Origin of the sequence: Lentzea pudingi, from assembly GCF_014646255.1 — a bacterium.
Classification (GTDB): domain Bacteria; phylum Actinomycetota; class Actinomycetes; order Mycobacteriales; family Pseudonocardiaceae; genus Lentzea; species Lentzea pudingi.
This window is the reverse complement of the sequence record NZ_BMNC01000026.1, coordinates 12,861-33,284: the sequence shown is the minus strand read 5'-3', so window position 1 is coordinate 33,284 and position 20,424 is coordinate 12,861. Positions and strand designations below refer to the sequence as shown.

The 20,424-nt window shown below is 69.1% G+C and carries 23 protein-coding genes and 1 pseudogene; 12 read left to right on the top strand and 12 right to left on the bottom strand.

Annotated features, from left to right (window positions below; genetic code table 11):
- Positions 1–185: 185 nt before the first annotated feature.
- Positions 186–800 (top strand): TetR/AcrR family transcriptional regulator, encoded by a 615-nt coding sequence (locus tag IEY88_RS41580; RefSeq protein WP_229694257.1) that lies wholly within the window; start codon positions 186–188, stop codon positions 798–800.
- On the opposite strand, the gene IEY88_RS41575 is transcribed toward IEY88_RS41580, so the two are convergent.
- Positions 784–1,425, bottom strand: coding sequence for an O-methyltransferase (locus tag IEY88_RS41575; RefSeq protein WP_189160411.1), 642 nt, complete (start codon positions 1,423–1,425; stop codon positions 784–786). The genes IEY88_RS41580 and IEY88_RS41575 overlap by 17 nt on opposite strands.
- Positions 1,426–1,494: 69 nt before the next feature.
- Between IEY88_RS41575 and IEY88_RS41570 the strand changes: the two genes are divergently transcribed.
- Positions 1,495–2,097, top strand: a complete 603-nt coding sequence (locus IEY88_RS41570; RefSeq protein ID WP_189160410.1) for a TetR/AcrR family transcriptional regulator — start codon at positions 1,495–1,497, stop codon at positions 2,095–2,097.
- A complete protein-coding gene (locus tag IEY88_RS41565; RefSeq protein WP_189160409.1) occupies positions 2,094–2,582 on the top strand; it encodes a GNAT family N-acetyltransferase in 489 nt (162 codons plus the stop codon). Before IEY88_RS41570 ends, IEY88_RS41565 begins: the two co-directional genes overlap by 4 nt.
- Before the next feature lie 92 nt (positions 2,583–2,674).
- Here IEY88_RS41565 and IEY88_RS41560 read toward each other — a convergent pair whose 3' ends face one another.
- A complete protein-coding gene (locus IEY88_RS41560; RefSeq protein WP_189160408.1) occupies positions 2,675–3,163 on the bottom strand; it encodes an HIT family protein in 489 nt (162 codons plus the stop codon).
- A gap of 104 nt (positions 3,164–3,267) precedes the next feature.
- Here IEY88_RS41560 and IEY88_RS41555 point away from each other — a divergent pair, with 104 nt between their 5' ends.
- Positions 3,268–6,447, top strand: a complete 3,180-nt coding sequence (locus IEY88_RS41555) for a S8 family serine peptidase (RefSeq protein ID WP_189160407.1) — start codon at positions 3,268–3,270, stop codon at positions 6,445–6,447.
- Between the two features lie 47 nt (positions 6,448–6,494).
- Here the strand turns inward: IEY88_RS41555 and IEY88_RS41550 are convergent, their stop codons facing one another.
- The 3 genes from IEY88_RS41550 to IEY88_RS41540 form a co-directional block, all read right to left on the bottom strand.
- On the bottom strand, positions 6,495–7,235 hold the full coding sequence (locus IEY88_RS41550) for a hypothetical protein (RefSeq protein WP_189160406.1): 741 nt from the start codon (positions 7,233–7,235) through the stop codon (positions 6,495–6,497).
- Positions 7,232–7,738: an RNA polymerase sigma factor gene (locus tag IEY88_RS41545; protein ID WP_229694256.1), complete on the bottom strand. Its 507-nt coding sequence runs from the start codon at positions 7,736–7,738 to the stop codon at positions 7,232–7,234. Before IEY88_RS41545 ends, IEY88_RS41550 begins: the two co-directional genes overlap by 4 nt.
- A gap of 193 nt (positions 7,739–7,931) precedes the next feature.
- Positions 7,932–8,582, bottom strand: coding sequence for a MerR family transcriptional regulator (locus tag IEY88_RS41540; RefSeq protein ID WP_268241290.1), 651 nt, complete (start codon positions 8,580–8,582; stop codon positions 7,932–7,934).
- Between the two features lie 59 nt (positions 8,583–8,641).
- Between IEY88_RS41540 and IEY88_RS41535 the strand changes: the two genes are divergently transcribed.
- The 4 genes from IEY88_RS41535 to IEY88_RS41520 all read left to right on the top strand — a co-directional run bounded on the left by IEY88_RS41535 (position 8,642) and on the right by IEY88_RS41520 (position 13,381).
- Entirely contained in the window at positions 8,642–9,523 is an 882-nt protein-coding gene (locus IEY88_RS41535; protein WP_189160403.1) for a hypothetical protein, read from the top strand.
- A complete protein-coding gene (locus IEY88_RS41530) occupies positions 9,520–9,969 on the top strand; it encodes an ABA4-like family protein (protein ID WP_189160402.1) in 450 nt (149 codons plus the stop codon). Before IEY88_RS41535 ends, IEY88_RS41530 begins: the two co-directional genes overlap by 4 nt.
- A gap of 92 nt (positions 9,970–10,061) precedes the next feature.
- On the top strand, positions 10,062–11,276 hold the full coding sequence (locus IEY88_RS41525; protein ID WP_189160401.1) for a thiolase family protein: 1,215 nt from the start codon (positions 10,062–10,064) through the stop codon (positions 11,274–11,276).
- On the top strand, positions 11,273–13,381 hold the full coding sequence (locus tag IEY88_RS41520) for a 3-hydroxyacyl-CoA dehydrogenase NAD-binding domain-containing protein (protein WP_189160400.1): 2,109 nt from the start codon (positions 11,273–11,275) through the stop codon (positions 13,379–13,381). Before IEY88_RS41525 ends, IEY88_RS41520 begins: the two co-directional genes overlap by 4 nt.
- Before the next feature lie 61 nt (positions 13,382–13,442).
- Here the strand turns inward: IEY88_RS41520 and IEY88_RS41515 are convergent, their stop codons facing one another.
- The 3 genes from IEY88_RS41515 to IEY88_RS41505 all read right to left on the bottom strand — a co-directional run bounded on the left by IEY88_RS41515 (position 13,443) and on the right by IEY88_RS41505 (position 14,620).
- Complete coding sequence (locus IEY88_RS41515) at positions 13,443–13,670, bottom strand: hypothetical protein (RefSeq protein ID WP_189160399.1); 228 nt, start codon at positions 13,668–13,670, stop codon at positions 13,443–13,445.
- Positions 13,671–13,676: 6 nt separating this feature from the next.
- Positions 13,677–14,111: a hypothetical protein gene (locus tag IEY88_RS41510; RefSeq protein WP_189160398.1), complete on the bottom strand. Its 435-nt coding sequence runs from the start codon at positions 14,109–14,111 to the stop codon at positions 13,677–13,679.
- Positions 14,112–14,293: 182 nt separating this feature from the next.
- Positions 14,294–14,620: a hypothetical protein gene (locus IEY88_RS41505; RefSeq protein ID WP_189160397.1), complete on the bottom strand. Its 327-nt coding sequence runs from the start codon at positions 14,618–14,620 to the stop codon at positions 14,294–14,296.
- Between the two features lie 59 nt (positions 14,621–14,679).
- On the opposite strand from IEY88_RS41505, the pseudogene IEY88_RS45650 reads away from it, so the two are divergent.
- A pseudogene (locus tag IEY88_RS45650) lies at positions 14,680–15,081 on the top strand (HAD domain-containing protein); the annotation flags it as partial.
- Positions 15,082–15,160: 79 nt separating this feature from the next.
- Here the strand turns inward: IEY88_RS45650 and IEY88_RS41495 are convergent.
- The 3 genes from IEY88_RS41495 to IEY88_RS41485 are packed head-to-tail and all read right to left on the bottom strand — an operon-like array spanning position 15,161 to position 16,380.
- Positions 15,161–15,676: a DUF2199 domain-containing protein gene (locus tag IEY88_RS41495; RefSeq protein WP_189160396.1), complete on the bottom strand. Its 516-nt coding sequence runs from the start codon at positions 15,674–15,676 to the stop codon at positions 15,161–15,163.
- Positions 15,677–15,697: 21 nt separating this feature from the next.
- Complete coding sequence (locus tag IEY88_RS41490) at positions 15,698–16,105, bottom strand: type II toxin-antitoxin system VapC family toxin (RefSeq protein ID WP_229694254.1); 408 nt, start codon at positions 16,103–16,105, stop codon at positions 15,698–15,700.
- A complete protein-coding gene (locus IEY88_RS41485; protein ID WP_189160395.1) occupies positions 16,093–16,380 on the bottom strand; it encodes a type II toxin-antitoxin system Phd/YefM family antitoxin in 288 nt (95 codons plus the stop codon). Before IEY88_RS41485 ends, IEY88_RS41490 begins: the two co-directional genes overlap by 13 nt.
- A gap of 72 nt (positions 16,381–16,452) precedes the next feature.
- On the opposite strand from IEY88_RS41485, the gene IEY88_RS41480 reads away from it, so the two are divergent.
- Together IEY88_RS41480 and IEY88_RS41475 are read left to right on the top strand one after the other, a co-directional pair.
- Complete coding sequence (locus tag IEY88_RS41480) at positions 16,453–17,172, top strand: DUF72 domain-containing protein (protein WP_189160394.1); 720 nt, start codon at positions 16,453–16,455, stop codon at positions 17,170–17,172.
- A complete protein-coding gene (locus IEY88_RS41475; protein ID WP_189160393.1) occupies positions 17,169–18,887 on the top strand; it encodes a glycoside hydrolase family 5 protein in 1,719 nt (572 codons plus the stop codon). The genes IEY88_RS41480 and IEY88_RS41475 overlap by 4 nt, the downstream gene beginning before the upstream one ends.
- Here the strand turns inward: IEY88_RS41475 and IEY88_RS41470 are convergent.
- Positions 18,842–19,576: an arylamine N-acetyltransferase family protein gene (locus IEY88_RS41470; RefSeq protein ID WP_189160392.1), complete on the bottom strand. Its 735-nt coding sequence runs from the start codon at positions 19,574–19,576 to the stop codon at positions 18,842–18,844. The genes IEY88_RS41475 and IEY88_RS41470 overlap by 46 nt on opposite strands.
- A 17-nt stretch (positions 19,577–19,593) precedes the next feature.
- Between IEY88_RS41470 and IEY88_RS41465 the strand changes: the two genes are divergently transcribed.
- Positions 19,594–20,403 carry a DUF72 domain-containing protein gene (locus IEY88_RS41465; RefSeq protein WP_189160391.1) on the top strand — a complete coding sequence of 270 codons (810 nt, stop codon included), beginning with the start codon at positions 19,594–19,596 and terminating at the stop codon, positions 20,401–20,403.
- Positions 20,404–20,424: the final 21 nt, after the last annotated feature.

Sequence of the window (20,424 nt, the reverse complement as noted above, 5' to 3'; positions counted from 1 at the left end):
CGGCGACGGTTCACGGGCCGCCGCCGTCGACGCGCGGTGCACGGCGGCCCAGTGACTCACCGCGAACGTGTCCTTCAGCCTCACGGCGACGACGTCGAGCTCCGCCTCGCTGAGCGGTTCTCCATTACATTTGGTTCATCATTATACCGAGTGCATTGATTAGCTAGATGCACTAAGATCGGCACGTGCCAGTCGATCCAGGACGCCGCGAACGCAAGAAGCAGGTCACCCGCCAAGCCCTCATGGCCGCGGCAGTGCGGCTCTTCACCGAACGCGGCTACGACGAGACGAGCATCGCGGACATCACCGACGCCGCCGACGTCAGCAAACGCACGTTCTTCCTGCACTTCCCCACCAAGGAGGACGTGCTGCTGGCCGACAGCACCAGACGCATCACCCTGGCCGTGCGCGCCATCGAGGAACGCTCCCCCGGCACTCCCCTGCGCGACGCGCTCGCCACGGCCGCGGACCGGATGATCACCAGCGCCGCCGAGCACGACCTGCCGGCCGGCCTCGCCGCACTCCGCGCACGCCTGGTGGTGACGGCCCCGTCCGTGCAGGCACGAGTGCTCCACACGACGTTCACCGCGCAGACCCGCATCGCCAAGGCCCTGCGCGACGCCTACGCCCTCGACGAGGTCACCGCGGCCGCCCTGGTCGGCGCGCTGATGGGTGCGATCAGCGCCGCGACGGCCACCAGCCTCGAACGCGGCGACGCCTTCGAGGCGACGCAGGCCGCGATGCGCACCGCCGCCTCGCTGGCGCTGCGCTGCACCGAGCCGATCAGGCCCGGCAGCTGATCTCCATGCCGTCCTCCACGGGAAACGCGACGCTGACGTACCCGTTCGCCGGATCCCGCACGTATTCGAGGTAGCCGGCCATCGACTCCTGGTCGATGTCGTCGGCGACGACGAGCGCACCGGGTGCGAGCCGCGGCTCGAGGTCGCGCAACACCGGCAGGCACAGCTCCTTCCAGCCGTCGAGCAACACCAGCCCGATCGGCCCGGCCAGATCAGCCAGCGTGCGCCGCGCGTCCCCCGGCAGGATCGTCACGACACCACCGAGCCCGGCCTCGTCGAGGTTGGCCCGCGCGGCGGCGACCTTCTCCGCCGACATCTCCGTCCCGTAGACGTGCCCACGCCCGTTGTCCGCGACGGCCGCCGCCAGGTGCAGCGTCGAGATCCCGAACGACGTGCCGAACTCGACGACGACCTCCGGCCGCGCCGACCTCACCAACCCGTAGAGCAACTCCCCGCCGCTGGCCGAGATGGGCATGTACACCCCGGCCAACGCGTCCGCGCGCTCCTGCGCACTCCCCGTGCGCACAACGTCCCAAGGCGCCTCGAAGTCGTCATCACCCCCAGCCGCACCGAACAACCGATCAAGAACCCCGCGAACCCGCGGTGCGTGCAAAGTGATGGTCATGGCGCCAGACTAGACGCAACGTCGCGTCTAGCCTAGCCCTGGCTAAAGTACGCCTCCGGGAGGTGGGCGATGGAGAGCAGCACCACGCATCGCGGGAACCGGCACGGTCGCAGCGAGGAAGCCCGTCGGGCAGTCCTGGAGGCGGCAGACGACCTGCTGGCCGAACGGGGCTTCGCCGGCGTGACGATCGAGGGCATCGCGGCCAGAGCCGGCGTCGCGAAGCAGACGATCTACCGCTGGTGGCCGTCCAAGGTCGACGTGCTCCTGGAAGCGTTCACCGAGGACATGGCCGAACACCTCACCCCGCCCGACACCGGCGACCTGGCCACCGACCTCCGAACGCACCTGGCGAACCTGGCCGAGTTCCTCACCACCTCGGACCCCGGCGCCGTCTTCCGCGCCCTGACGGGCCAGGCCCAGCACGACCCCCAGCTGGCCACCCGCCTGCGCGACGACCACCTCAGCGCCCAACGCGCCCGCGACCGCCTCCCCCTGCACCGCGCGATCGAACGCGGTGACCTCCCCGCGGACATCGACGTCGACGCGGCGCTGGACCACCTGCTCGGCCCGATCCACTACCGGGTCCTGGTGACCGGCACCCCGGTTCCCCGGTCCTTCACCGACGACCTCGTCGCGGCCTTCCTGCACCGCCACCGGCCCGACTCGCGATGATCACCACCAGCCGCCTGGACCTGCTGCCGCTGCAGCCCGAGCACGCGTCCGAGATGGCCACCGTGCTCTCGGACCCGGCCCTCCACACGTTCACCGGCGGCACCCCGCTCACCGAGGACGCACTCAAATCCCGCTACGAACGTCTGGCCGCAGGCTCCCCCGACCCGGCCGTCCGGTGGCTGAACTGGGTGATCCGCCTCCGCGACGCCGACTCGCTCGTGGGCACCGTCCAGGCCACGATCACCCTCGCCGACCACACGGCCGAGATCGCGTGGGTCGTCGGCACGCCGTGGCAGGGCCGCGGCATCGCGCGGGAAGCAGCCCAGGGCCTCGTCACCTGGCTGGTCACCCAACCAGTCCGCGCCGTGATCGCGCACGTCCACCCGGACCACCACGCCTCCGCCTCCGCCGCCACCTCCGCCGGCCTCACCCCCACCGACGAGGTCCACGGCGGCGAGGTCCGCTGGCTCCTCCGCCTCCCCTGACCCTTTGCAACGGCTCTTTTGCGGACGAAGTCAAAAGACTCATTGCTAAGCAGCAGGTCAACGCGGCGCAAACTAATATATTGGCCGATATATCAGTTGGCCATGCGTTCGCCGAGCCGCCGCGCCAGGTCTGCGACTTCGTCGTCAGGCAGATCGAGGACACCGCGAGAAGCCTCGAAAACGGCGATCTGCTGATCTTCGTAGGGCACCCCCGGCGGCAACGGCGCGAGGTGCCAGTGGACGTGCCGGTTGGCCTGCTGGCTACCGAGCGACAACACGTAGAGCCGCTCGGTGGGCAGCAGCGAGCTCAACGCCGTGCCGGCCCGGTGCACGATCCGTTGGATCGCCGCGTACTCGTCGGGGGTGAAGTCGTCGACGGCGTGCTCGCGGTGGTCGACCGGCGCCACCAGGAAGTGGCCGACGACCGAGGGGAACCTGCTCGCGAAGACGATCGCGACCTCATCCCGGTAGGCGACGTGGTGCGGGTAGTCCGGGTTGCCGGAGAGGAGCTCGCAGACGAAGCAGGCCCGGCGGGCGAGCGCGAGGTAGTCGTCGGAGTTCAGCCGCACGCGTGTGGTCATGGTCCAGCTGTACCGGACTGTTGACAGTTGCCGTTGCGAAATATCGGGGCGCGGTGACGGACATATCCCGCCGAGGAGTTGTCCGTCCCTAGGAGAGGCCTCCGTTGAAACCTCATCTCCCCCTCGCCGTGGCCGGCCTCGTGCTGGCCACAGCCCTGAGCGGCGCCACCCCCGCCTCGGCGACCACCGCCGGCACGGCCAAGGCAGGCACGTCCGTCCAGCAGCAGTGGATCACCCTCATCACGGGCGACCAGGTGCTGACCGACGCCAAGGGCAAGCCGGTCCAGTTCAAGCCCGCTCCGGGGCGCGAGCACATCATGGTGTCCACGAGAGAGGACGGCGCGCACCACTACGCCGTGCCGGCCGACGTGGAGCCGTTGATCACCGAGGGCCGGGTGGACCGGCGGCTGTTCGACCTCGCCCTCCTGAGCCGGCCCGAGTACGCGAAGCGCCAGGGTCTCGGGGTGCTCGTGTCGGCTGGCTCCGGTCTGCCGAGCGCGCGGTCGTTCAGCCGCATCGGCGTGGACGCCGTCACGGTGACACCCAAGACCGCGCCGGACGTGTGGAAGTCGCTGGCCGGCAGCCTCAACCGCGTCGCGAAGACCACGGTCTGGCTGGACGCGGTGCACAAGGCCGCGCTCGACCGCAGCACCGCCCAGATCGGCGCGCCGCAGGCGTGGCAGGCCGGGTTCGACGGCAAGGGCGTGAAGATCGCCGTGCTGGACACCGGCGTCGACAACACCCATCCCGACCTCGTCACGCAGGAGGTCGCGGAGAAGAACTTCACCGACTCCCCCGACAACCAGGACCGCGTCGGGCACGGCACGCACGTCGCGTCCATCGCGGCCGGGACGGGGGCGAAGTCGGGCGGGAAGTTCCGGGGCGTGGCTCCGGGCGCGCGCATCCTCGACGGCAAGGTGCTCGGCGACGACGGGTCCGGCTACGAGTCGGGGATCCTCGCGGGCATCGAGTGGGCGGTCGAGCAGCAGGCGGACGTCGTCAACATGAGCCTCGGCGGCGACGACGGCCCGTTGCTGGACCCGATGGAGGTCCTGATCAACCGGCTCTCGCAGGAGACCGGCACGCTGTTCGTGATCGCGTCGGGCAACGCCGGCCCGAACTCCGTGGGTTCGCCCGGCAGTGCGGACGCCGCCCTCACCGTCGGTGCCGTGGACCGCGACGACAAGCTCGCGGGCTTCTCCAGCACCGGCCCGCGCAACGGTGACGGCGCCGTCAAGCCGGACGTCACCGCACCCGGCGTCGGCATCGGCGCCGCGGCGGCGGGCCGGCTCGGCGAGACCAGGCCCAGCCCCGCCGAGGGCTACATCTCGCTCGACGGCACGTCGATGGCCACCCCGCACGTCGCCGGTGCGGCGGCGATCCTGGCACAGGTGCACCCGGACTGGCGCGGCGACCAGATCAAGGCCGCGCTGATGGCGTCGGCGAAGCCCGGCGCGCACACCCCGTTCGAGCAGGGTGCCGGGCGCACGGACGTGGCGAAGGCGGTCAAGCAGACCGTCTCGTCCGGCTCGGTCTCCTTCGGCACGGCGCTGTGGCCGCACCACGACGACGTCCCGATGACGCAGAACGTCGTCTACCGCAACGAAGGCGACCAGCCCGTCACCCTCGCGCTCGAGGTCGACACGGCCGCACCGCAGGGCTTCTTCACGCTCAAGGACGCCACTCTGACCGTGCCCGCACACGGCACGGCCACCACCACGCTGACCGCGGACACCAAGCTCGGCGGTGACGCGTCCGGCACGTTCAGCGCGTACATCAACGCGAGCGGCGGCGGCCAGTCCGTCGTCACCCCTGCGGCCGTGACGCGCGAGCCGGAGCGCTACAGCCTCACGATCAAGGCGATCGGCCGTGACGGCAAGCCCGCCGCGAACTGGGGCGCGAGCCTGCAGGGAGTCACCGGGGAAGCCAAGGGCGCCTTCGCCGGACTCGGCACCGGGCTGGAGACCCTGCGCGTCGCCAAGGGCCGCTACCTGCTCAACGGCCACGAGTGGGTCCGTCCCGACCAGCCGAACCCGTACTACAGCTGGTTCAACGGCACGAACATCGAGGTCGGCGCGGACACCACGATCACGCTCGACGCCCGCCAGGCCAAGCCCGTCGACATCGGGCTGCCCGGCAAGCCGACCGAACGCCACTCGTACATCCGCGTCGGCCACAAGGTGCCGGAGATGGAGTACGGCTTCGGCCTGCTGGGCGTGCCGCTCAGCTCCCTGAGCACCGCGCACGTCGGCCCCGAGGGCAAGTCCGGCGAGATGAACGAGCTGGTCATCGCCTCCTACACCGGCGCCGATCGCGAGGAGTTCCACGTCGTCGACCAGAACACGACGCTCACGAAGTTCTGGACGGGTTACCGCAAGCAGCTGAAGTCCAAGGACCTCGTCACCATCACGGCCACTGCGGGCGCGACGGCCGAGGGACGCACCGGCTACCTGCACGCACAGGCCGAGGTCGGCGACAGCCCGTTGTTCGGGGTCGCGTTCGGGTACGCGCTGCCGCACACCCGCAAGCTGAACCTGCACTCCCCCAACAACACCTGGAGCCTTCGCTTCGAACAGGACCACGGCGACACCACCGAGGCGTACTGGAGCGCCGAGAACGAACAGTTCACGCCGGGCCGCACCTACAAGAAGACGTTCAACACCGGCGTCTTCGGCCCGAAGCTGACCGACGAACGCCGTGTCGGCCTCTACCGCGACGGCGACATCCTCTTCGGCAGCCTGCCGTTCTTCGCCGACGGACAGGGCCGCTCCGGCGGTTCGGTCGTGGACTCGGGGTCGACCGTGCTGAAGCTCGGCGGCAAGGTGGTCGACTCGACGGACCGCCCGCTCGACCTGGAGACGTTCTTCTCGCTGCCGCCGGCCCCGGGCCGCTATGAGCTGACCACCACCGCAACCCGCTCTGGCGTCGCGGCGATCAGCACCTCGGTCACCACGACGTGGGGCTTCGACTCGGCCACGACCTCGGGCCTCACGCAGGTGCCGTTGTCGATGGTCAGGTTCACGCCGGAGCTCGGCCTCGGCGGCACGCTGCCCGCGCACAGGTTCCAGCGGATCCCGCTGACGGTGCAGGGCAAGACGAGGTCGCTGACCGCGCAGGCGTCCTACGACAAGGGCGCGACGTGGCAGAAGGCGCTCGTGTTCGGCGACTCGCTGTTCGTCGTCAACCCGGGCAGGGGCGGCAGCGTCTCGCTGCGGGCCACGGCGGTGGGCAGGGGCGGTGACTCGGTCACCCAGACCGTGATCAACGCCTACCTGACGAAGTAAGCGGAGATGGCGATGCGCCCGTGCCAGGGCGCATCGCCGTCGTCGTCTCAGCGCTTCGGGAACGCCTCGTCGTAGACGGCCCGCAGCTCGGGCTCGTCGATCCCGCTGTAGCCGCAGCCCATGACCTGCAGATCGCTCGCCGCGACCAGGTACTTGCGGCCGACCTCGGGCTCGAACCCCAGCAGCATCGGCGAGTTCGTGGTGTTCCTGACCTCGACGAGGTCGGCCTCACCGGCCCAGGCGCGATCAACCCGCAACGTCACGACGTTGCCCTCGAGCTTCAGCACCGTCGCCTCGAACGCCATCTGCGCTCGTTCCCGCAGCACCGCCGCCTCGGGCTTGCGGCACCGCACGTCCGGATCGACCGGCCCGTCCGTGAGCACGACGACCGTGGTCTTGCGCCCCTCGGACGTGGTGGTGACCGGCGGCGCCGGGACGGTGGTCGTGCCGGTCGGCGGCGCGACGCTGGTGGTGGGCCGTCCGCCGCTGTTGTCGGGCAGCCCCGAACCGTTCTCCAGACCGGGCTGCGTCGAGGTCGGCAACGCGACGTCCGGCCGCGGCGCCTGCTGCTGCCCGCCGCTGTTCAGCACGAACACCCCGGCGACCACCGCGATCGCGGCCGCGGCCCCGACGAGCACGGGCAGCTTCCTCGTGGAGAACCGCGGCGCCACCGGGCCGTCGAGCGCGGCCCCGGCCACCAGCCGCCGCACCTCGTCCTCGGGCAGCGGACGCACCGAGGCCGCCGGATCGGCACGGCGCATCCGGTCGCGCAGGTCGTCGTCCGTCACGGCCGCTCTCCTTCCGCCTGCTCGTCCAGCAGGGACTTCAACTTCCGGCGTGCCCGGTGCAGGCGGATGCTGACCGCGTTGGCACTCATCCCGACCACCTGGGCGATCTCCGCCGGGCCGAGCTCCTCCCACGCCCAGAGCCGCATCAGCTCGGCGTCCACGGAGGACAGCCGCGCGAGCGCTCTGGCCAGCCCCGGATCCGGGTCGTCACGTGCCGGCGCGTGCTCGGGCGGTCTCGCGAGCTGCCAGATCCGCACGAGCAACCGGTCCTGCCTGCGCCGCGCCCGTTCCGCGTTGGCAAGACAGTTGCGCGCCACGGCGTACGCCCACGCCAGCGGTTCGGCCGGCATGTCGTCGCGCCGCCGCCAGGCCACCAGCAACGTCTCGGACAGCAGGTCGTCCGCGGTCGCGGCATCGGTCCGCCGCGCCAGGTACCGGCGCAGCGGCTCGATCAGCTCCTGCGCGACGGCCTCGAAGCCCGTCTGGCGCGGTTCCACGTCCACCTGCTCCACCCCGGGACATGTCCGGCAGGACGCCCGCTCTTTCATCCGACCCGAAGAACTTTCGTCGGCCGCGCACCCCTTTGCAACGAGTCTTTTGCGGACGAAGTCCAAAGAGTCATTGCTAAGCAGCAGGTCACAGGCGCCACTGAACCGCCAGGACGGCCGATATATCAGTTAGAGGGTGTAACGGCAGTCAGTCTGCACGGCCGGGAGCGGGGACGTCGCCGAGCACCTCAGCCGACACCTGCGCGTGCGCGAGCCGCCGGACGGCCTTGAGAACGGTGTCGCCGATGAGGGTGCCGACGACCATCGCCTCGATGACGTCGTCGGGCGAGCGGTGCTGCGCGACGTAGTCGAGGTCGGCCCGAGCGATGATCTTCAGCCCCTCCAGGTAGGGGTCGAGGAGTTCCTTGATGCTGTCGTGGCCGACCGAGCGGGCCGAGGACAGCGCGGCCGCGAGCATGTGGGTCACGTTGGACTCGGTGACGTCGACGCACTCGGTCTGACCGTGGCGCGCGAAGAAGTCCTGGACGTCCTTGATCGCCAGCGGGTCGAGCTCGACCGGGCTCGGCTGGCTGATCGCCTCCTGCACGGCGCCGAGCTTGTTGTGCAGCGACTCGTCGCGGGTGTCGATGGCGGCGAGGACCTCGCGCACCGACGCGATCGACAGGCCGCCGACGTCCACGAGGGCACGGACGAGCCGCAGCCTGCGCAGGTGCTCGTCGTCGTAGTGGGCCTGGTTCGGGCTGGTCAGCACGCCGGCGGGCAGCAGTCCCTCACGCAGGTAGTACTTGATCGTCGGCACCGGGACGCCGCTTCTCTTCGCAAGCTCGCCAACACGCATATGGATAGTGTAGCTTCCGGATAGTAGAGAGTGCCGCTATCCATTCAGGGGGTATAGAGATGCTTCGCACGTGGCACCGGCCGTTAGTGCTCTTCGGCTGGACGATGGCGATCCTGATCCCGGTCGCGCTGATCGGGCTGCTGGTCGACGACCGCACGGTGGTCAACTCGCCGATCTGGCTCAAGCCGCTCAAGTTCGCCGTGTCGCTGACGATCTACGCGTTCACGCTGGCGTGGCTGCTCACGTACCTGAAGAAGTTCCAGCGCGTCGGCTGGTGGGCGGGCACCGTGCTGGCGGTGGCCGGTGCGCTGGAGATGGTCGTGATCGTCGGCCAGGTCCTCCGCGGCAGGCGCAGCCACTTCAACTTCGAGACGCCGCTCGACACGGCGTTGTTCTCGATCATGGGCTCGACCATCGTCGTGCTGTGGGTGACCCACGCGGTCGTGGCGGTCCTGCTGTGGCGCACGAAGATCGAGAACGAGGCCCTGTCGTGGTCGATCAGGCTCGGCCTCGTCATCTCGTTCCTGGGCCTGGGCGTCGGCTTCCTCATGACGCAGCCGAAGCCCGGTCAGGCCCTCGACGGCGGCACCCTCGGCGCCCACACGGTCGGCGCGCCCGACGGCGGGGCGTACATGGCGCTCACCGGCTGGAGCACCGAGCACGGCGACCTGCGGGTCGGGCACTTCGTGGGCATGCACGCGCTGCAGGTGCTGCCGGTGGTCATCGCGCTGCTCGGCGCCCGCGCCAACACGAAGCTCGCCTGGGTGGTCAGCGGGTCGTTCCTGGGGATCTTCCTGCTCGTGACCTGGCAGGCGTTGCGCGGTCAGTCCCTCGTCCAGCCCGACGGCACGACCCTGCTCGCGCTCGCCGGGATCATCGTCGCGACCGCACTGGGTGTGGTGTGGGCGCGTGAACCGAAGAAGGAGCTCGTGTCCGCATGACCGCCCTGTTGTTCGACCTGACGTTCCTGGTGGCCGCGCCGTTCTGGGCGCTCATGATCCTCGCGCCGAAGTGGTCGTGGACGAGGAGGATCGCCGAGTCCTACCTGATCGTGCTGCCGCCGGCCCTGATCTACATCGTGCTCCTCGTCCCGGAACTGTCCACTGTTCTGCCGCTGGTCACCCGGCCCGAGCTCGGCCCGCTGGCGGAGTACCTGGCCACGCCCGCCGGCACGGCGCTGGTGTGGGCGCACATGCTCGCGTGGGACCTGTTCGTCGGGCGCTGGATGTACCTGGAAGGGCGTCGACTCGACGTCCACCCGCTGGTCATGGCACCCGTTCTGGTGATCACGATCCTGCTGGCGCCGGTCGGGTTGCCGCTGTTCCTAATCGTCCGCAAGGTGTGTGACAGAACGAACAGGGGTACCGCTGTGGTTACTCACCAGTAACTAGGGTTAGAGTTGGCGTTACCGACCGGTAGGGATGTCGCGCGACCCGCCCGGTAGTGGACAGAGTTGTCACCACAAGTGGAGGAGACGCCGTGGCCGCACCAGCAGCGCCCGCACGCGTTCGGAACGTGGTCTTCGTCGACGGCGTCCGCACGCCTTTCGGCAAGGCCGGTCCCAAGGGGATCTTCGCCGAGACCCGTGCCGACGACCTGATCGTCAAGGTCATCCGTGAGCTGCTGCGCAGGCACCCCGAGCTGCCGCCGGAGCGGGTCGACGAGGTCGCCATCGCCGCGACCACGCAGATCGGCGACCAGGGCCTCACGCTCGGCCGCACCGCCGCTCTGCTCGCGGGCCTGCCGAAGTCGGTCCCCGGTTACTCGATCGACCGCATGTGCGCGGGCGCGATGACCGCCGTGACCACGGCCGCGAGCGGCATCGCGTTCGGCGCCTACGACGTCGCCATCGCAGGCGGCGTCGAGCACATGGGCCGCCACCCGATGGGCGAGGGCGTCGACCCGAACCCGCGCTTCCTGTCGGACAAGATCGTCGACACCAGCGCGCTCGTGATGGGGCAGACCGCGGAGAACCTGCACGACCGGTTCCCGCACATCACCAAGGACCGCACGGACGCCTACGCGGCCGCCTCGCAGGCCAAGTACGCCGACGCGATCAAGAACGGCAAGATCGGCCCGGAGCTCGTGCCGGTCGCCACCCGCTCCGCGGAGAACGGCTGGGGCCTCGCGACGGCCGACGAGCCGCCGCGTCCGGGCACCACGGTCGAGGACCTGGGCAAGCTCAAGACGCCGTTCCGCCCGCACGGCCGGATCACCGCGGGCAACGCGGCCGGTCTGAACGACGGCGCGACCGGATGCATCCTCGCCGAGGAGGAGACCGCGCGCGAGCTCGGCCTGCCCATCGGCATGCGGATGGTCGGCTACTCGTTCCTGGGTGTCGAGCCCGAGGTCATGGGCATCGGCCCGGTTCCCGCCACGGAGAAGGCTCTCGAGCGCGCCGGTCTGTCCATCGAGGACATCGGCCTGTTCGAGGTCAACGAGGCGTTCGCGATCCAGGTGCTCGCGTTCCTCGACCACTTCGGCATCGCCGACGACGACGCCCGCGTGAACCAGTGGGGCGGCGCGATCGCGACCGGCCACCCGCTGGCGTCGTCCGGTGTCCGTCTGATGACGCAGCTCTCGCGTCAGTTCGCCGAGCGTCCGGACGTGCGCTACGGCCTCACCACCATGTGCATCGGCATCGGCATGGGCGGGACCGTCATCTGGGAAAACCCGAACTGGAGCGGCAAGTGACCATCTCTGCTGAGGAAGCAAAGGCGATCTTCCCCGATGAGGTCGTCACCCACGCCAAGACGCGTCTGATCAGCGTGCCCGGCCTCGACAAGCCGGTCGCGTTCATCACGATCGACAACGGCCTGGACCACACCCGTCCGTCGACGTTCGGCCCGCAGTCGCTCGTCTCGCTCGGTGCAGCGTTCGACGAGGCCTACGCGGCTTCTCCCGCCGCCATCGCGGTGACCGGCAAGCCGTTCATCTTCGCGGTGGGCGCCGACCTGACCGCCGTCGAGCAGGCCACGGACCGCTCGCAGGGCGTCACGATCGGCGCGCTGGGCCACGAGGTCTTCAAGAAGTTCACCGACTCGGACATCCCGACCTTCGCCTTCGTCAACGGCGCGGTCATGGGCGGCGGGCTCGAGCTCGCGCTGTCGTGCCACTACCGCACGCTGGCGTCGAACGCGGCCGCGATCGCGCTGCCCGAGGTGTTCCTGGGCCTGTTCCCGGGCTGGGGCGGCACGCAGCTGCTGCCGAACCTGATCGGCGCCAACGACGCCGTGACGGTGATCTTCGAGAACGCGTTGAACCAGAACAAGATGCTCAAGCCGAAGGACGCTCTCGGCCTCGGCATCGCGGACGTGCTGTTCGACTCCGCCGACTACCTGGAGCAGTCGCTGCTGTGGCTGTCCGGCGTCGTGCGCGGTGAGATCTTCGTGCCCCGCAAGGAGATCGACCGCGGTGACGCGTGGGACGCCGCCGTCGCGCGCGCCAAGGGCATCGTGCACGGCAAGACCAAGGGCGCGGCGCCGGGTGCGCAGAAGGCCCTGGAGCTGCTGGAGCTGGCGCGCGAGAACGACCTGGAGAAGGGCTACGCCGCCGAGACCGAGGGCCTCGCGGACCTCGTCATGAGCGACGAGCTGCGCGCGGGCCTGTACTCGTTCAACCTGGTGCAGAAGCGGGCGAAGCGCCCGGCCGGCGCGCCGGACAAGTCGCTGGCGCGCAAGGTCACCAAGGTCGGTGTCGTCGGCGCGGGCCTGATGGCCTCGCAGATGGCGCTGCTGTTCATCCGCCGCCTGCACGTGCCGGTCGTGCTGACCGACATCGACCAGGCGCGCGTGGACAAGGGCGTCGGCTACGTCCACAGCGAGATCGACAAGCTGGCTTCGAAGAAGCGGATCTCGCCGGACGAGGCGAACCGCCTCAAGGCGCTGGTGTCGGGTTCGCTCGACAAGTCCGCGTTCTCCGACGCCGACTTCGTGATCGAGGCCGTGTTCGAGGACCTCGCCGTGAAGCAGCAGGTGTTCGCCGAGGTCGAGGAGCACGTCTCCGCCGAGGCGATCCTCGCCACCAACACGTCGTCGCTGTCGATCACGGACATGGCGTCGAAGCTCAAGCACCCCGAGCGGGTCGTGGGCTTCCACTTCTTCAACCCGGTCGCGGTCATGCCGCTGCTGGAGATCGTGCGCGCCGAGCAGACCGACGACGCCACCTTGGCGACGGCGTTCTCGATCGGCAAGCAGCTCAAGAAGTCCTCGGTGCTCGTGAAGGACGCGCCCGCGTTCGTCGTGAACCGCCTGCTGACCCGCTTCATGGGCGAGGTCATCAAGTCGGTCGACGAGGGCACGTCGTTCGAGGTCGCGGACAAGGCCACCGAGCCGCTGGGCCTGCCGATGTCGCCGATGATCCTGCTGCAGCTGGTCGGTTCCGCCGTCGCGCTGCACGTGTCGGAGACGATGCACGGCGCGTTCCCGGACCGCTTCTCGGTGTCGGAGAACATGAAGAAGTTCGTCGCCGCCGGCAAGGGCGCGGTCTGGCAGTGGGACTCCACCGGCAAGCAGACCGTCGACCCCGAGGTCCAGGCGCTGTGGGAGTTCGGCTCGTCCCCGCTCACCGGTGACGAGGTGAAGACCCGCGCGCTGGAGGCGCTGGCCGAGGAGATCCGGATCATGCTCGACGAGGGCGTGGTCGCGGAGGCGCAGGACATCGACCTGTGCATGCTCCTGGGCGCCGGGTGGCCGTTCTGGCTGGGCGGCATCACGCCGTACCTGGACCGCACCGGCATCTCGGAGAAGGTCACGGGCAAGCGTTTCCTGGCACCGGGCGTGGCCTCCGTGCCTGCCTAGTGTGCTCGTACGAAGAAGCCCCCGGCTCCTCCACGACGGAGCCGGGGGCTTCTTCACGTTCTCAGGCCTGATAGACCAGTTTTTCGGGCGCCTGGCCGGTGACCCACGCCCTGGCGAGCTTGCCCGCGGCCGCGCGGAAGACGCCGTCGAGATCGCCGTCGTCGGGCAGGATCGTCTCGGCCTGCTTGTCCAGGACGAGGTAGCGCACCGTGCCGCCGTCGGTGTGGAACCGGTAGCGGGCCGACGTCGCCGTCTCCTCTTCCTTATGCAGGTACACGAGCATTGCCATCCGGTACTACCTCCACGGCTTGCCGAAGTCTTCGTTGCTCGACGGCGGGATCCGGCTCTCCCAGCGGGAGACCTCGTTCGCCGCCGCGTGCGCGTCCTTGTACGACGCGTTGGGATTCTGCTGCCAGTACCGGCTCTCGGCGAGCTCGTGCTCCAGCAGCGCGACATCCTCCGGCCGTTGCCGTCCTGCTCGCAGGCGCAGCCACGCCTCCGCCATGTCCGGGTTGGGGTCGAAACGCTGCATCACCGTACCGCCGGCATCTCCTTCGAGCGGGTGCAACTCGTCGAAGACGTGCTTCTTGATCTGCTCGATCTCCGCCTGGGTGAAACCTCTGCCGCCGTTCACCCGCGGCACGTCGCCGACGTTGCGCGCGACGTCGGCGACGTCGTCCGAGCCCCGGATCGACTGGTAGGCGTCGTCGGCCCACCGTTCGGTCCTCATGTAATTCCGAACGGAGCCGTCGTCGGGAGGGCGCGCTCCGCCGGTCCGGCCGGGAACCGCTGCCTCGTCACCCCTTCGAGCGGGCTTCCTGAGATCGTCCATCACCTTCCGAACGCGCCGGAAGACGTCGCTGAGCTGGCGTAGCTGAACCGGGTCCGGCATACCAGAACCGGCAGCCGGCCCTACGCCTCCGGCATCATCACCGGCTGGTGCAGCTCGGCGTTGCCGGCCTTGCAGACGAAGTAGGCGTCGATGTTCGTCGCGCGCAGCGTCACCTCGGAACCCGCCACCAGCTCGCGGTAGCGCGGCAGGTCGGGAAGACCGATGGCGACGGTGTCGAACGGGTGCGTCTGGCGCAGCATCAACGACTTGCGCAGCGCCTCGCCGAACGCCCAGCGGGGAGATTCGTCGTCTCCGGGAACTTCTACCAGCGCGCCTTCGAGGTGACGTTCGAGCGCGGCTCGCACGTGGTCCGCCGTTCCCCACGTCGCGATGTCCGTGACAGTCATGTGTCACGTATCGGGATGAATCGCGGGATCATTAGCCGTTCGGATGTTTCGATCAGGTCATGTTCTCGCGTCCTGCGATCCTCTTGGACGTCGACGGCCCGCTGAACCCGTTCATGGCGAAGCCGACCCGGCGTCCGGCCGGCTACACCACGCATCGAATCCGTCCGTACGGTTTCTTCCGTCCTCTGCGCGTGTGGCTGGACTCATCGCACGGCCCGTGGCTGCTCTCGCTCGCCGTCGCGACCGGTGCGGATCTGGTGTGGGCGACGACGTGGGAGCGCGAGGCGAACGAGTTCATCGGCCCGCGCATCGGACTGCCGGACCTGGAGTGGATCGATTTCGGCGGTCGCGGCTCGGACCACGCCGACGGCCATCACGGCAAGGTCGCGGCGATCACCGAGTGGGCGGGCACGCGTCCGCTCGCGTGGCTGGACGACGAGTTCCAGCCGCGCGACCAGGACTGGGCGGCGAACAGGCCGGACACGCTGCTGGTGCCGGTCGACCCGCGCAAGGGGATCGGCGTGGACCATCTGGAACAGGTCAGGACGTTCCTGACTGGTGGAACGCGATCTCCGCGAACTCCCGCACCCGCGCGAGCGTTTTGCCCTCCCGCTGCTCCACGGCAAGCGGGTGGTTCGTCGGCTCGACCTCGATCAACGGCCGCACACCGAGCTCCTGCGTGTGCAGGTTCGTCTTGAGGTTGAGCGTCGTGTGCTCGTAACCGGGCAGCACCGTCGACAGCCAGCCGAAGTACGGCGGCTCGTCCACGCGGGCGGGGTCCTCGAAGACGTCGATCATGCGGGCGTAGTTGGCGGGCGAGAGCGAGACCCACACGCCCCACTCGAGGTCCTCCTCGGCGTCGCGGACCGGCAGCACGATGCGGCCGCGCACGAAGAAGTGCTCGTTCTCGATCACGCACTGCTCGCCGCCGAGGAAGCTGCCGGGCTTGTCCGCGACCTCGGGCGACCAGTACACCGGCGCGGGCATCGAGTAGGCGAACGGAAGGCCGTCGTGCACCTCACCGCAGCACGAACAGGTGAACCCCGGGGAAGTCATGCCCGGCAGCCTAGAGACCGCTCAGACCTGACGGATCGGCACGACCTCCACGAGTCGGCCGACGTCCTTGAAGTCCTTGACGTTCATCGTCAGCACCGGCACCCCCGCGACCGCCGCCGTGGCCGCGATCTGCAGGTCCATCCGGCGCGGCCGCGGACTGCGACCCGCCCGGCGCACCAGCGAGGCCATCTGCCCGTAGACCTTGGCCTCCTCGACGCCGAACGGCAGCACCTCGAACGTCTGCAGCGCCGCGTAATACCGTTCCGTGCGCGCGAACCGCTCGACCGGGTCCTCGGTGTCGAGCCCGAACGCCAGCTCCGCGATCGTGACGGCGCTCAGGTACGGCTGGGCGTTCACGTACTCACCCAGGTTCGCCCGCTCGATCCTGATCAGCACACAGGTGTCGAGCAGACAGCTCAGCTCCGCCACGGGTCGTCCAGCGGGTCGTCCGCGCCGAACACGTCGTCGGCGGCCCGGCGGTCGGCCTCCCACCGCTCGGCGTCCACGGGCGGCAGCGTGCCGAACAGCACCTGCACGTCCCCGAGCGGCGGACGGGTCACGGCGTCCTCGCGGTAGGGCGAGAGCTGGGCGACGGGCTTGTTGTTGCGGGTGACGACGAAGCTCTCACCCGCCTCGACGCGCCGCATGATCTCCGCGTTGTCGTTGCGGAGCTCACGCTGGCCGATGGCTTTGAGCTGCTGCATGCCACCAATGTAGCTCAATTCCCAAAAAGGTGCTACGGAGTAGCTACGCCGCTGACGGGTTACCCGGACGACATGATCAGGATCGGCACGTCGGGCTGGCGCTATCCGGAGTGGCGCGACGACTTCTACCGCGGTGTCCCCCAGCGGCTGTGGCTCAGCCACCTCGCCCAGCACGTCCGGACGATCGAGATCAACAGCTCCTTCTACCACCCGCAACCGGCGTCGAACTACCGCAAGTGGGTCGCCGAGACCCCGCCGGACTTCGTCTTCGCCGTCAAGGGCCCGAAGCAGATCACGCACGTCCAGCGCCTGCGCCACGTCGAAGACCCGCTGAAGACCTTCGCCGACTCACTCGCGCTGGGCACGAAGCAGGGTCCGATCCTGTGGCAGCTGCCACCGTCGCTGCGCTTCGACCGCGCCACGATCCAGGACTTCCTCGCCGCACTCCCCCAAGGCCGCCACGCACTCGAACCGCGCCACGAGTCGTTCCGCACCGACGCCTACTTCGACCTGCTCCGCGCGCACAACGTCGCCCACGTCGTGTCGGACGCACCGACGTTCCCGTGCATCGAGGCCGTCACCGCCGACTTTGCCTACTTACGTCTGCACGGCCACGACGAGCTGTACATCAGCTCCTACGACGACGAACAACTCGACGAGTGGGCCGGGAAGATCCGCGGGTGGGACCGCGACACGTACGTCTACTTCGACAACACGATGCACGGCGCGGCTCCGCACAACGCGCTGGCCCTGGCGCAACGCCTCGACACGCCTATACGGTCACATATGTGAAATCAATTCGCGTCTTGGCTCCCCTGCTCCTGGCCGCGAGTCTCGTGGCGCCCGCACAGGCACAAGCGGAAGAGGCGACCTGGACGGGTCCCCTCAGCACCCGAGGCCGGTGGATCGTCGACGCCCACGGCGACCGCTTCAAGCTCAAGTCCGGCAACTGGCACGGTGCGAGCGGCACCTACACCGGTTCCGGCGACATCAACGACCCCGCCAACCACCATTCCGGCGAGAAGGCCGACCAGGTCCCCCTCGGGCTCGACCGGGCGACCATGGCCACGATCATCAGTGGCTTCAAGGAGATCGGCGTCAACAGCATCAGGCTGCCGTTCTCCAACCAGATGATCAGGGACACCACCCCTGTCAACGGCCTGAAGGACCCGCAGCTCAACGGAAAGCGGCCGCTGGAGGTCTACGACGCGGTCGTGGCCGAACTGACCCGCAACAACCTCGCCGTCATCCTCAACAACCACACGACGACCTCGCGGTGGTGCTGCGGCGTCGACGGCAACGAGCGCTGGAACACCAGTCAGAGCACCGACCAGTGGATCAACGACTGGGCGTTCATGGCCGACCGGTACAAGGCGAACAAGCGCGTGGTCGGCGCGGACCTCTACAACGAGGTGCGCCGCAACGTCTGGGACGACCCGAACTGGGGCTGGGGCAACGACCACGACTGGCACAAGGCCTCCCAGCAGGCCGCCGACCGCCTCCAGCAGACCTCCCCCGACCTGCTCGTCATCGTCGAGGGCATCAACTGGACGGGCATCCCCGTCGACGGGTTCGCGCACGGGCGGCCGACGCTGGAGCCGGCGCGGTTCCTCAGCCACACGCTCGCCAACCCCGCCAAACTCGTCTACTCCGCGCACTTCTACGGTTACACGGGCCCGAACCACAGCGGCGCGACGGGAATCGGCGAGACCACCGACCCGCGCTACCAGGACCTCTCGCCGCAGGACCACGTCAACGTCCTGCAGCGCCAAGCGTTCTTCATCACCGAGGCGCAGAAGCACTTCACCGCGCCTTTGTGGATCAGCGAGTTCGGCGTCGGCGGGCGCAACGAGAACAACCCCAAAGCGCGCGACTGGTTCGAGCGGTTCGTGAACCAGCTGATCGCGAACGACACCGACTTCGCCTACTGGCCGCTGGTCGGCTTCCACACCAACCGGGGCGGCAACGGCTGGGCGCTGCTGCACTGGGACGCCGCCGGGAACCGCATGGGTGTCAACGACGGCGACGACTGGCGGGCCGGAGCGTGGAACCGTCTCGTCAACGCGCCGAGCCGCACCGGCCAGGTCCCGCACGAGACCCGGTGGAACCAGCTGCTCAAGGAATCCTGCCCGCAGAAAGAGAAGCTCGTCGGCATCAGCCACACGGGCAACCGCGGGCTGTGCGTCAGCGGTCCACAGTGGAGCGGCACGACCCGGGTCACCAACGAGCAGCACGTGACCAACGACTGGGCGACGGGCTACACGAAACTGCAGTGCCCCACCAACAACGCCGCCGTCGGCTATGCGAACTTCACGCTGGTCTGCGCTCCTGTGGCACAGGGAACGCAGACCCGAGTGCTGTGGTTCGACCGGAGTGACAACCGGCCGGACCAGGGCGGCGACTGGGCCAACGGGCACTACAAGGGCCAGTGCGCGCAGGACGAGCACATCGCCGGCGTCGCCTACAACTGGCGCAGGACCCCGGACGCGTTGCTCTGCCGGAAGTGAAGTCCAAAGTGCTCCAGGAAGGCGGCCGCGGGATCCTCGATGTCGCTCGAGGTCTTGTGGCCGTTCTCCGTCCGCACGATCTTCTTGTCCGTCACGGTGATCCGCCCGGCGGGCAGCGCGAGCGACGCCATCGGCCCGGTGCGGAAGTGCGACTCCGGCGCGGTCTGGTGCCACCAGCAGGTCGGCACGAACTCGGCGAGCTCACGCGGGCGGCGTTCCAGCCGGTAGCAGGGCTTGCCGTCCATCAGCACCTCCACGTCGTCGCCGGCGTCCACGAGCCGGAAGACACCGAACGGGTCGTGCTGGTCCTCGCGTGAGCGCCAGTCGAGCGGGTGCAGCGTCAACGAGCCGAACCCGACGTCGGCGAGCCAGGTGCCGTCCACGAGCAGCGCCAGGTGGTCGAGCGGCGGGCCGAGCCGCCGTTCCTCGCCGATCGTGCGCGCGGCGAGCAGGTCGACGTGATGTCCCAGGTGCCGCAACAACTCCGCGAACATCCCGTTGAGCTCGTAGCAGAACCCGCCGCGCCGCCGCACCACGATCTTGTCGTGCAGCCACGGGACCTCCAGCACGATCCGGATGTCCATGTGGGTGTCGAGGTTCTCGAACGGGACGCTCAGCAGATGCCGTTCGTGCAGCTCCGCCAACGAAGACGTGCTCGAGGCGCCGATGCGCTGTAGGTAGTCGTCCACCGTGCCACGATAGCCACATGGGCGAGGTCAGGATCGGCACTTCGGGATGGGTCTACCCGCCCTGGCGCGGCGTGTTCTACCCCAAGGGCGTCACGCAGAAGCGCGAGCTGGCGTACCTGAGCGAGCAGCTCGGTTCGGTGGAGATCAACGGTTCCTTCTACTCGCTGCAACGCCCGTCGAGCTACCAGAGGTGGGCCGCGGAGACGCCGGACGACTTCGTGTTCTCCGTCAAGGGCAGCCGTTTCATCACGCACATGAAGCGCCTCAAGGACGGCAACGAGCTCCTCGCGAACTACCTCGCGTCCGGCGTCCTCGCCCTGGGCCCGAAGCTCGGCCCGATCCTCTGGCAGCTCCCGCCCACGCTGCGGTTCGACGCGAACCTGCTCACCGGCTTCTTCGAGGGCCTGCCCCGCACCACCACCGAGGCCGCCGAGATCGCGAAACGCCACGACCACCGCGTCGACCCGGCCCACACCACCACGGACGCCGAACGGCCGATGCGCCACGCCCTCGAAGTGCGCCACGACAGCTTCAACACACCGGAGTTCGTCGACCTGCTCGCACGCCACGACATCGCGCTGGTGGTCGCGGACGCGGCCGGCAAGTACCCGCTGATCGAGGAGGTGACGAGCGACTTCGTCTACGTCCGGCTGCACGGCCACGACGAGCTCTACGTCAGCGGCTACACCGACGAGGGGCTCGACGAGTGGGCCGAGAAGGTCAGGGCGTGGCGGAAGCGGGGCGACGTGTTCGTCTACTTCGACAACGACGCGAAGGCCTACGCCCCGCGCGACGCGAAGGCGCTCCAAGATCGTCTGGCCGATTGAGCCGAACGGCCGCACACTCGT

Coding starts and splice junctions, on each gene's coding strand:
- IEY88_RS41560 (WP_189160408.1), bottom strand. CDS start 3,163: ATGACCACACGCGTGCGGCTGAACTCCGACGACTACCTCGCGCTCGCC.
- IEY88_RS41570 (WP_189160410.1), top strand. CDS start 1,495: ATGGAGAGCAGCACCACGCATCGCGGGAACCGGCACGGTCGCAGCGAG.
- IEY88_RS41465 (WP_189160391.1), top strand. CDS start 19,594: ATGGGCGAGGTCAGGATCGGCACTTCGGGATGGGTCTACCCGCCCTGG.
- IEY88_RS41565 (WP_189160409.1), top strand. CDS start 2,094: ATGATCACCACCAGCCGCCTGGACCTGCTGCCGCTGCAGCCCGAGCAC.
- IEY88_RS41530 (WP_189160402.1), top strand. CDS start 9,520: ATGACCGCCCTGTTGTTCGACCTGACGTTCCTGGTGGCCGCGCCGTTC.
- IEY88_RS41510 (WP_189160398.1), bottom strand. CDS start 14,111: ATGAGGACCGAACGGTGGGCCGACGACGCCTACCAGTCGATCCGGGGC.
- IEY88_RS41485 (WP_189160395.1), bottom strand. CDS start 16,380: ATGCAGCAGCTCAAAGCCATCGGCCAGCGTGAGCTCCGCAACGACAAC.
- IEY88_RS41515 (WP_189160399.1), bottom strand. CDS start 13,670: ATGGCAATGCTCGTGTACCTGCATAAGGAAGAGGAGACGGCGACGTCG.
- IEY88_RS41480 (WP_189160394.1), top strand. CDS start 16,453: ATGATCAGGATCGGCACGTCGGGCTGGCGCTATCCGGAGTGGCGCGAC.
- IEY88_RS41540 (WP_268241290.1), bottom strand. CDS start 8,582: ATGCGTGTTGGCGAGCTTGCGAAGAGAAGCGGCGTCCCGGTGCCGACG.
- IEY88_RS41495 (WP_189160396.1), bottom strand. CDS start 15,676: ATGACTTCCCCGGGGTTCACCTGTTCGTGCTGCGGTGAGGTGCACGAC.
- IEY88_RS41535 (WP_189160403.1), top strand. CDS start 8,642: ATGCTTCGCACGTGGCACCGGCCGTTAGTGCTCTTCGGCTGGACGATG.
- IEY88_RS41505 (WP_189160397.1), bottom strand. CDS start 14,620: ATGACTGTCACGGACATCGCGACGTGGGGAACGGCGGACCACGTGCGA.
- IEY88_RS41575 (WP_189160411.1), bottom strand. CDS start 1,425: ATGACCATCACTTTGCACGCACCGCGGGTTCGCGGGGTTCTTGATCGG.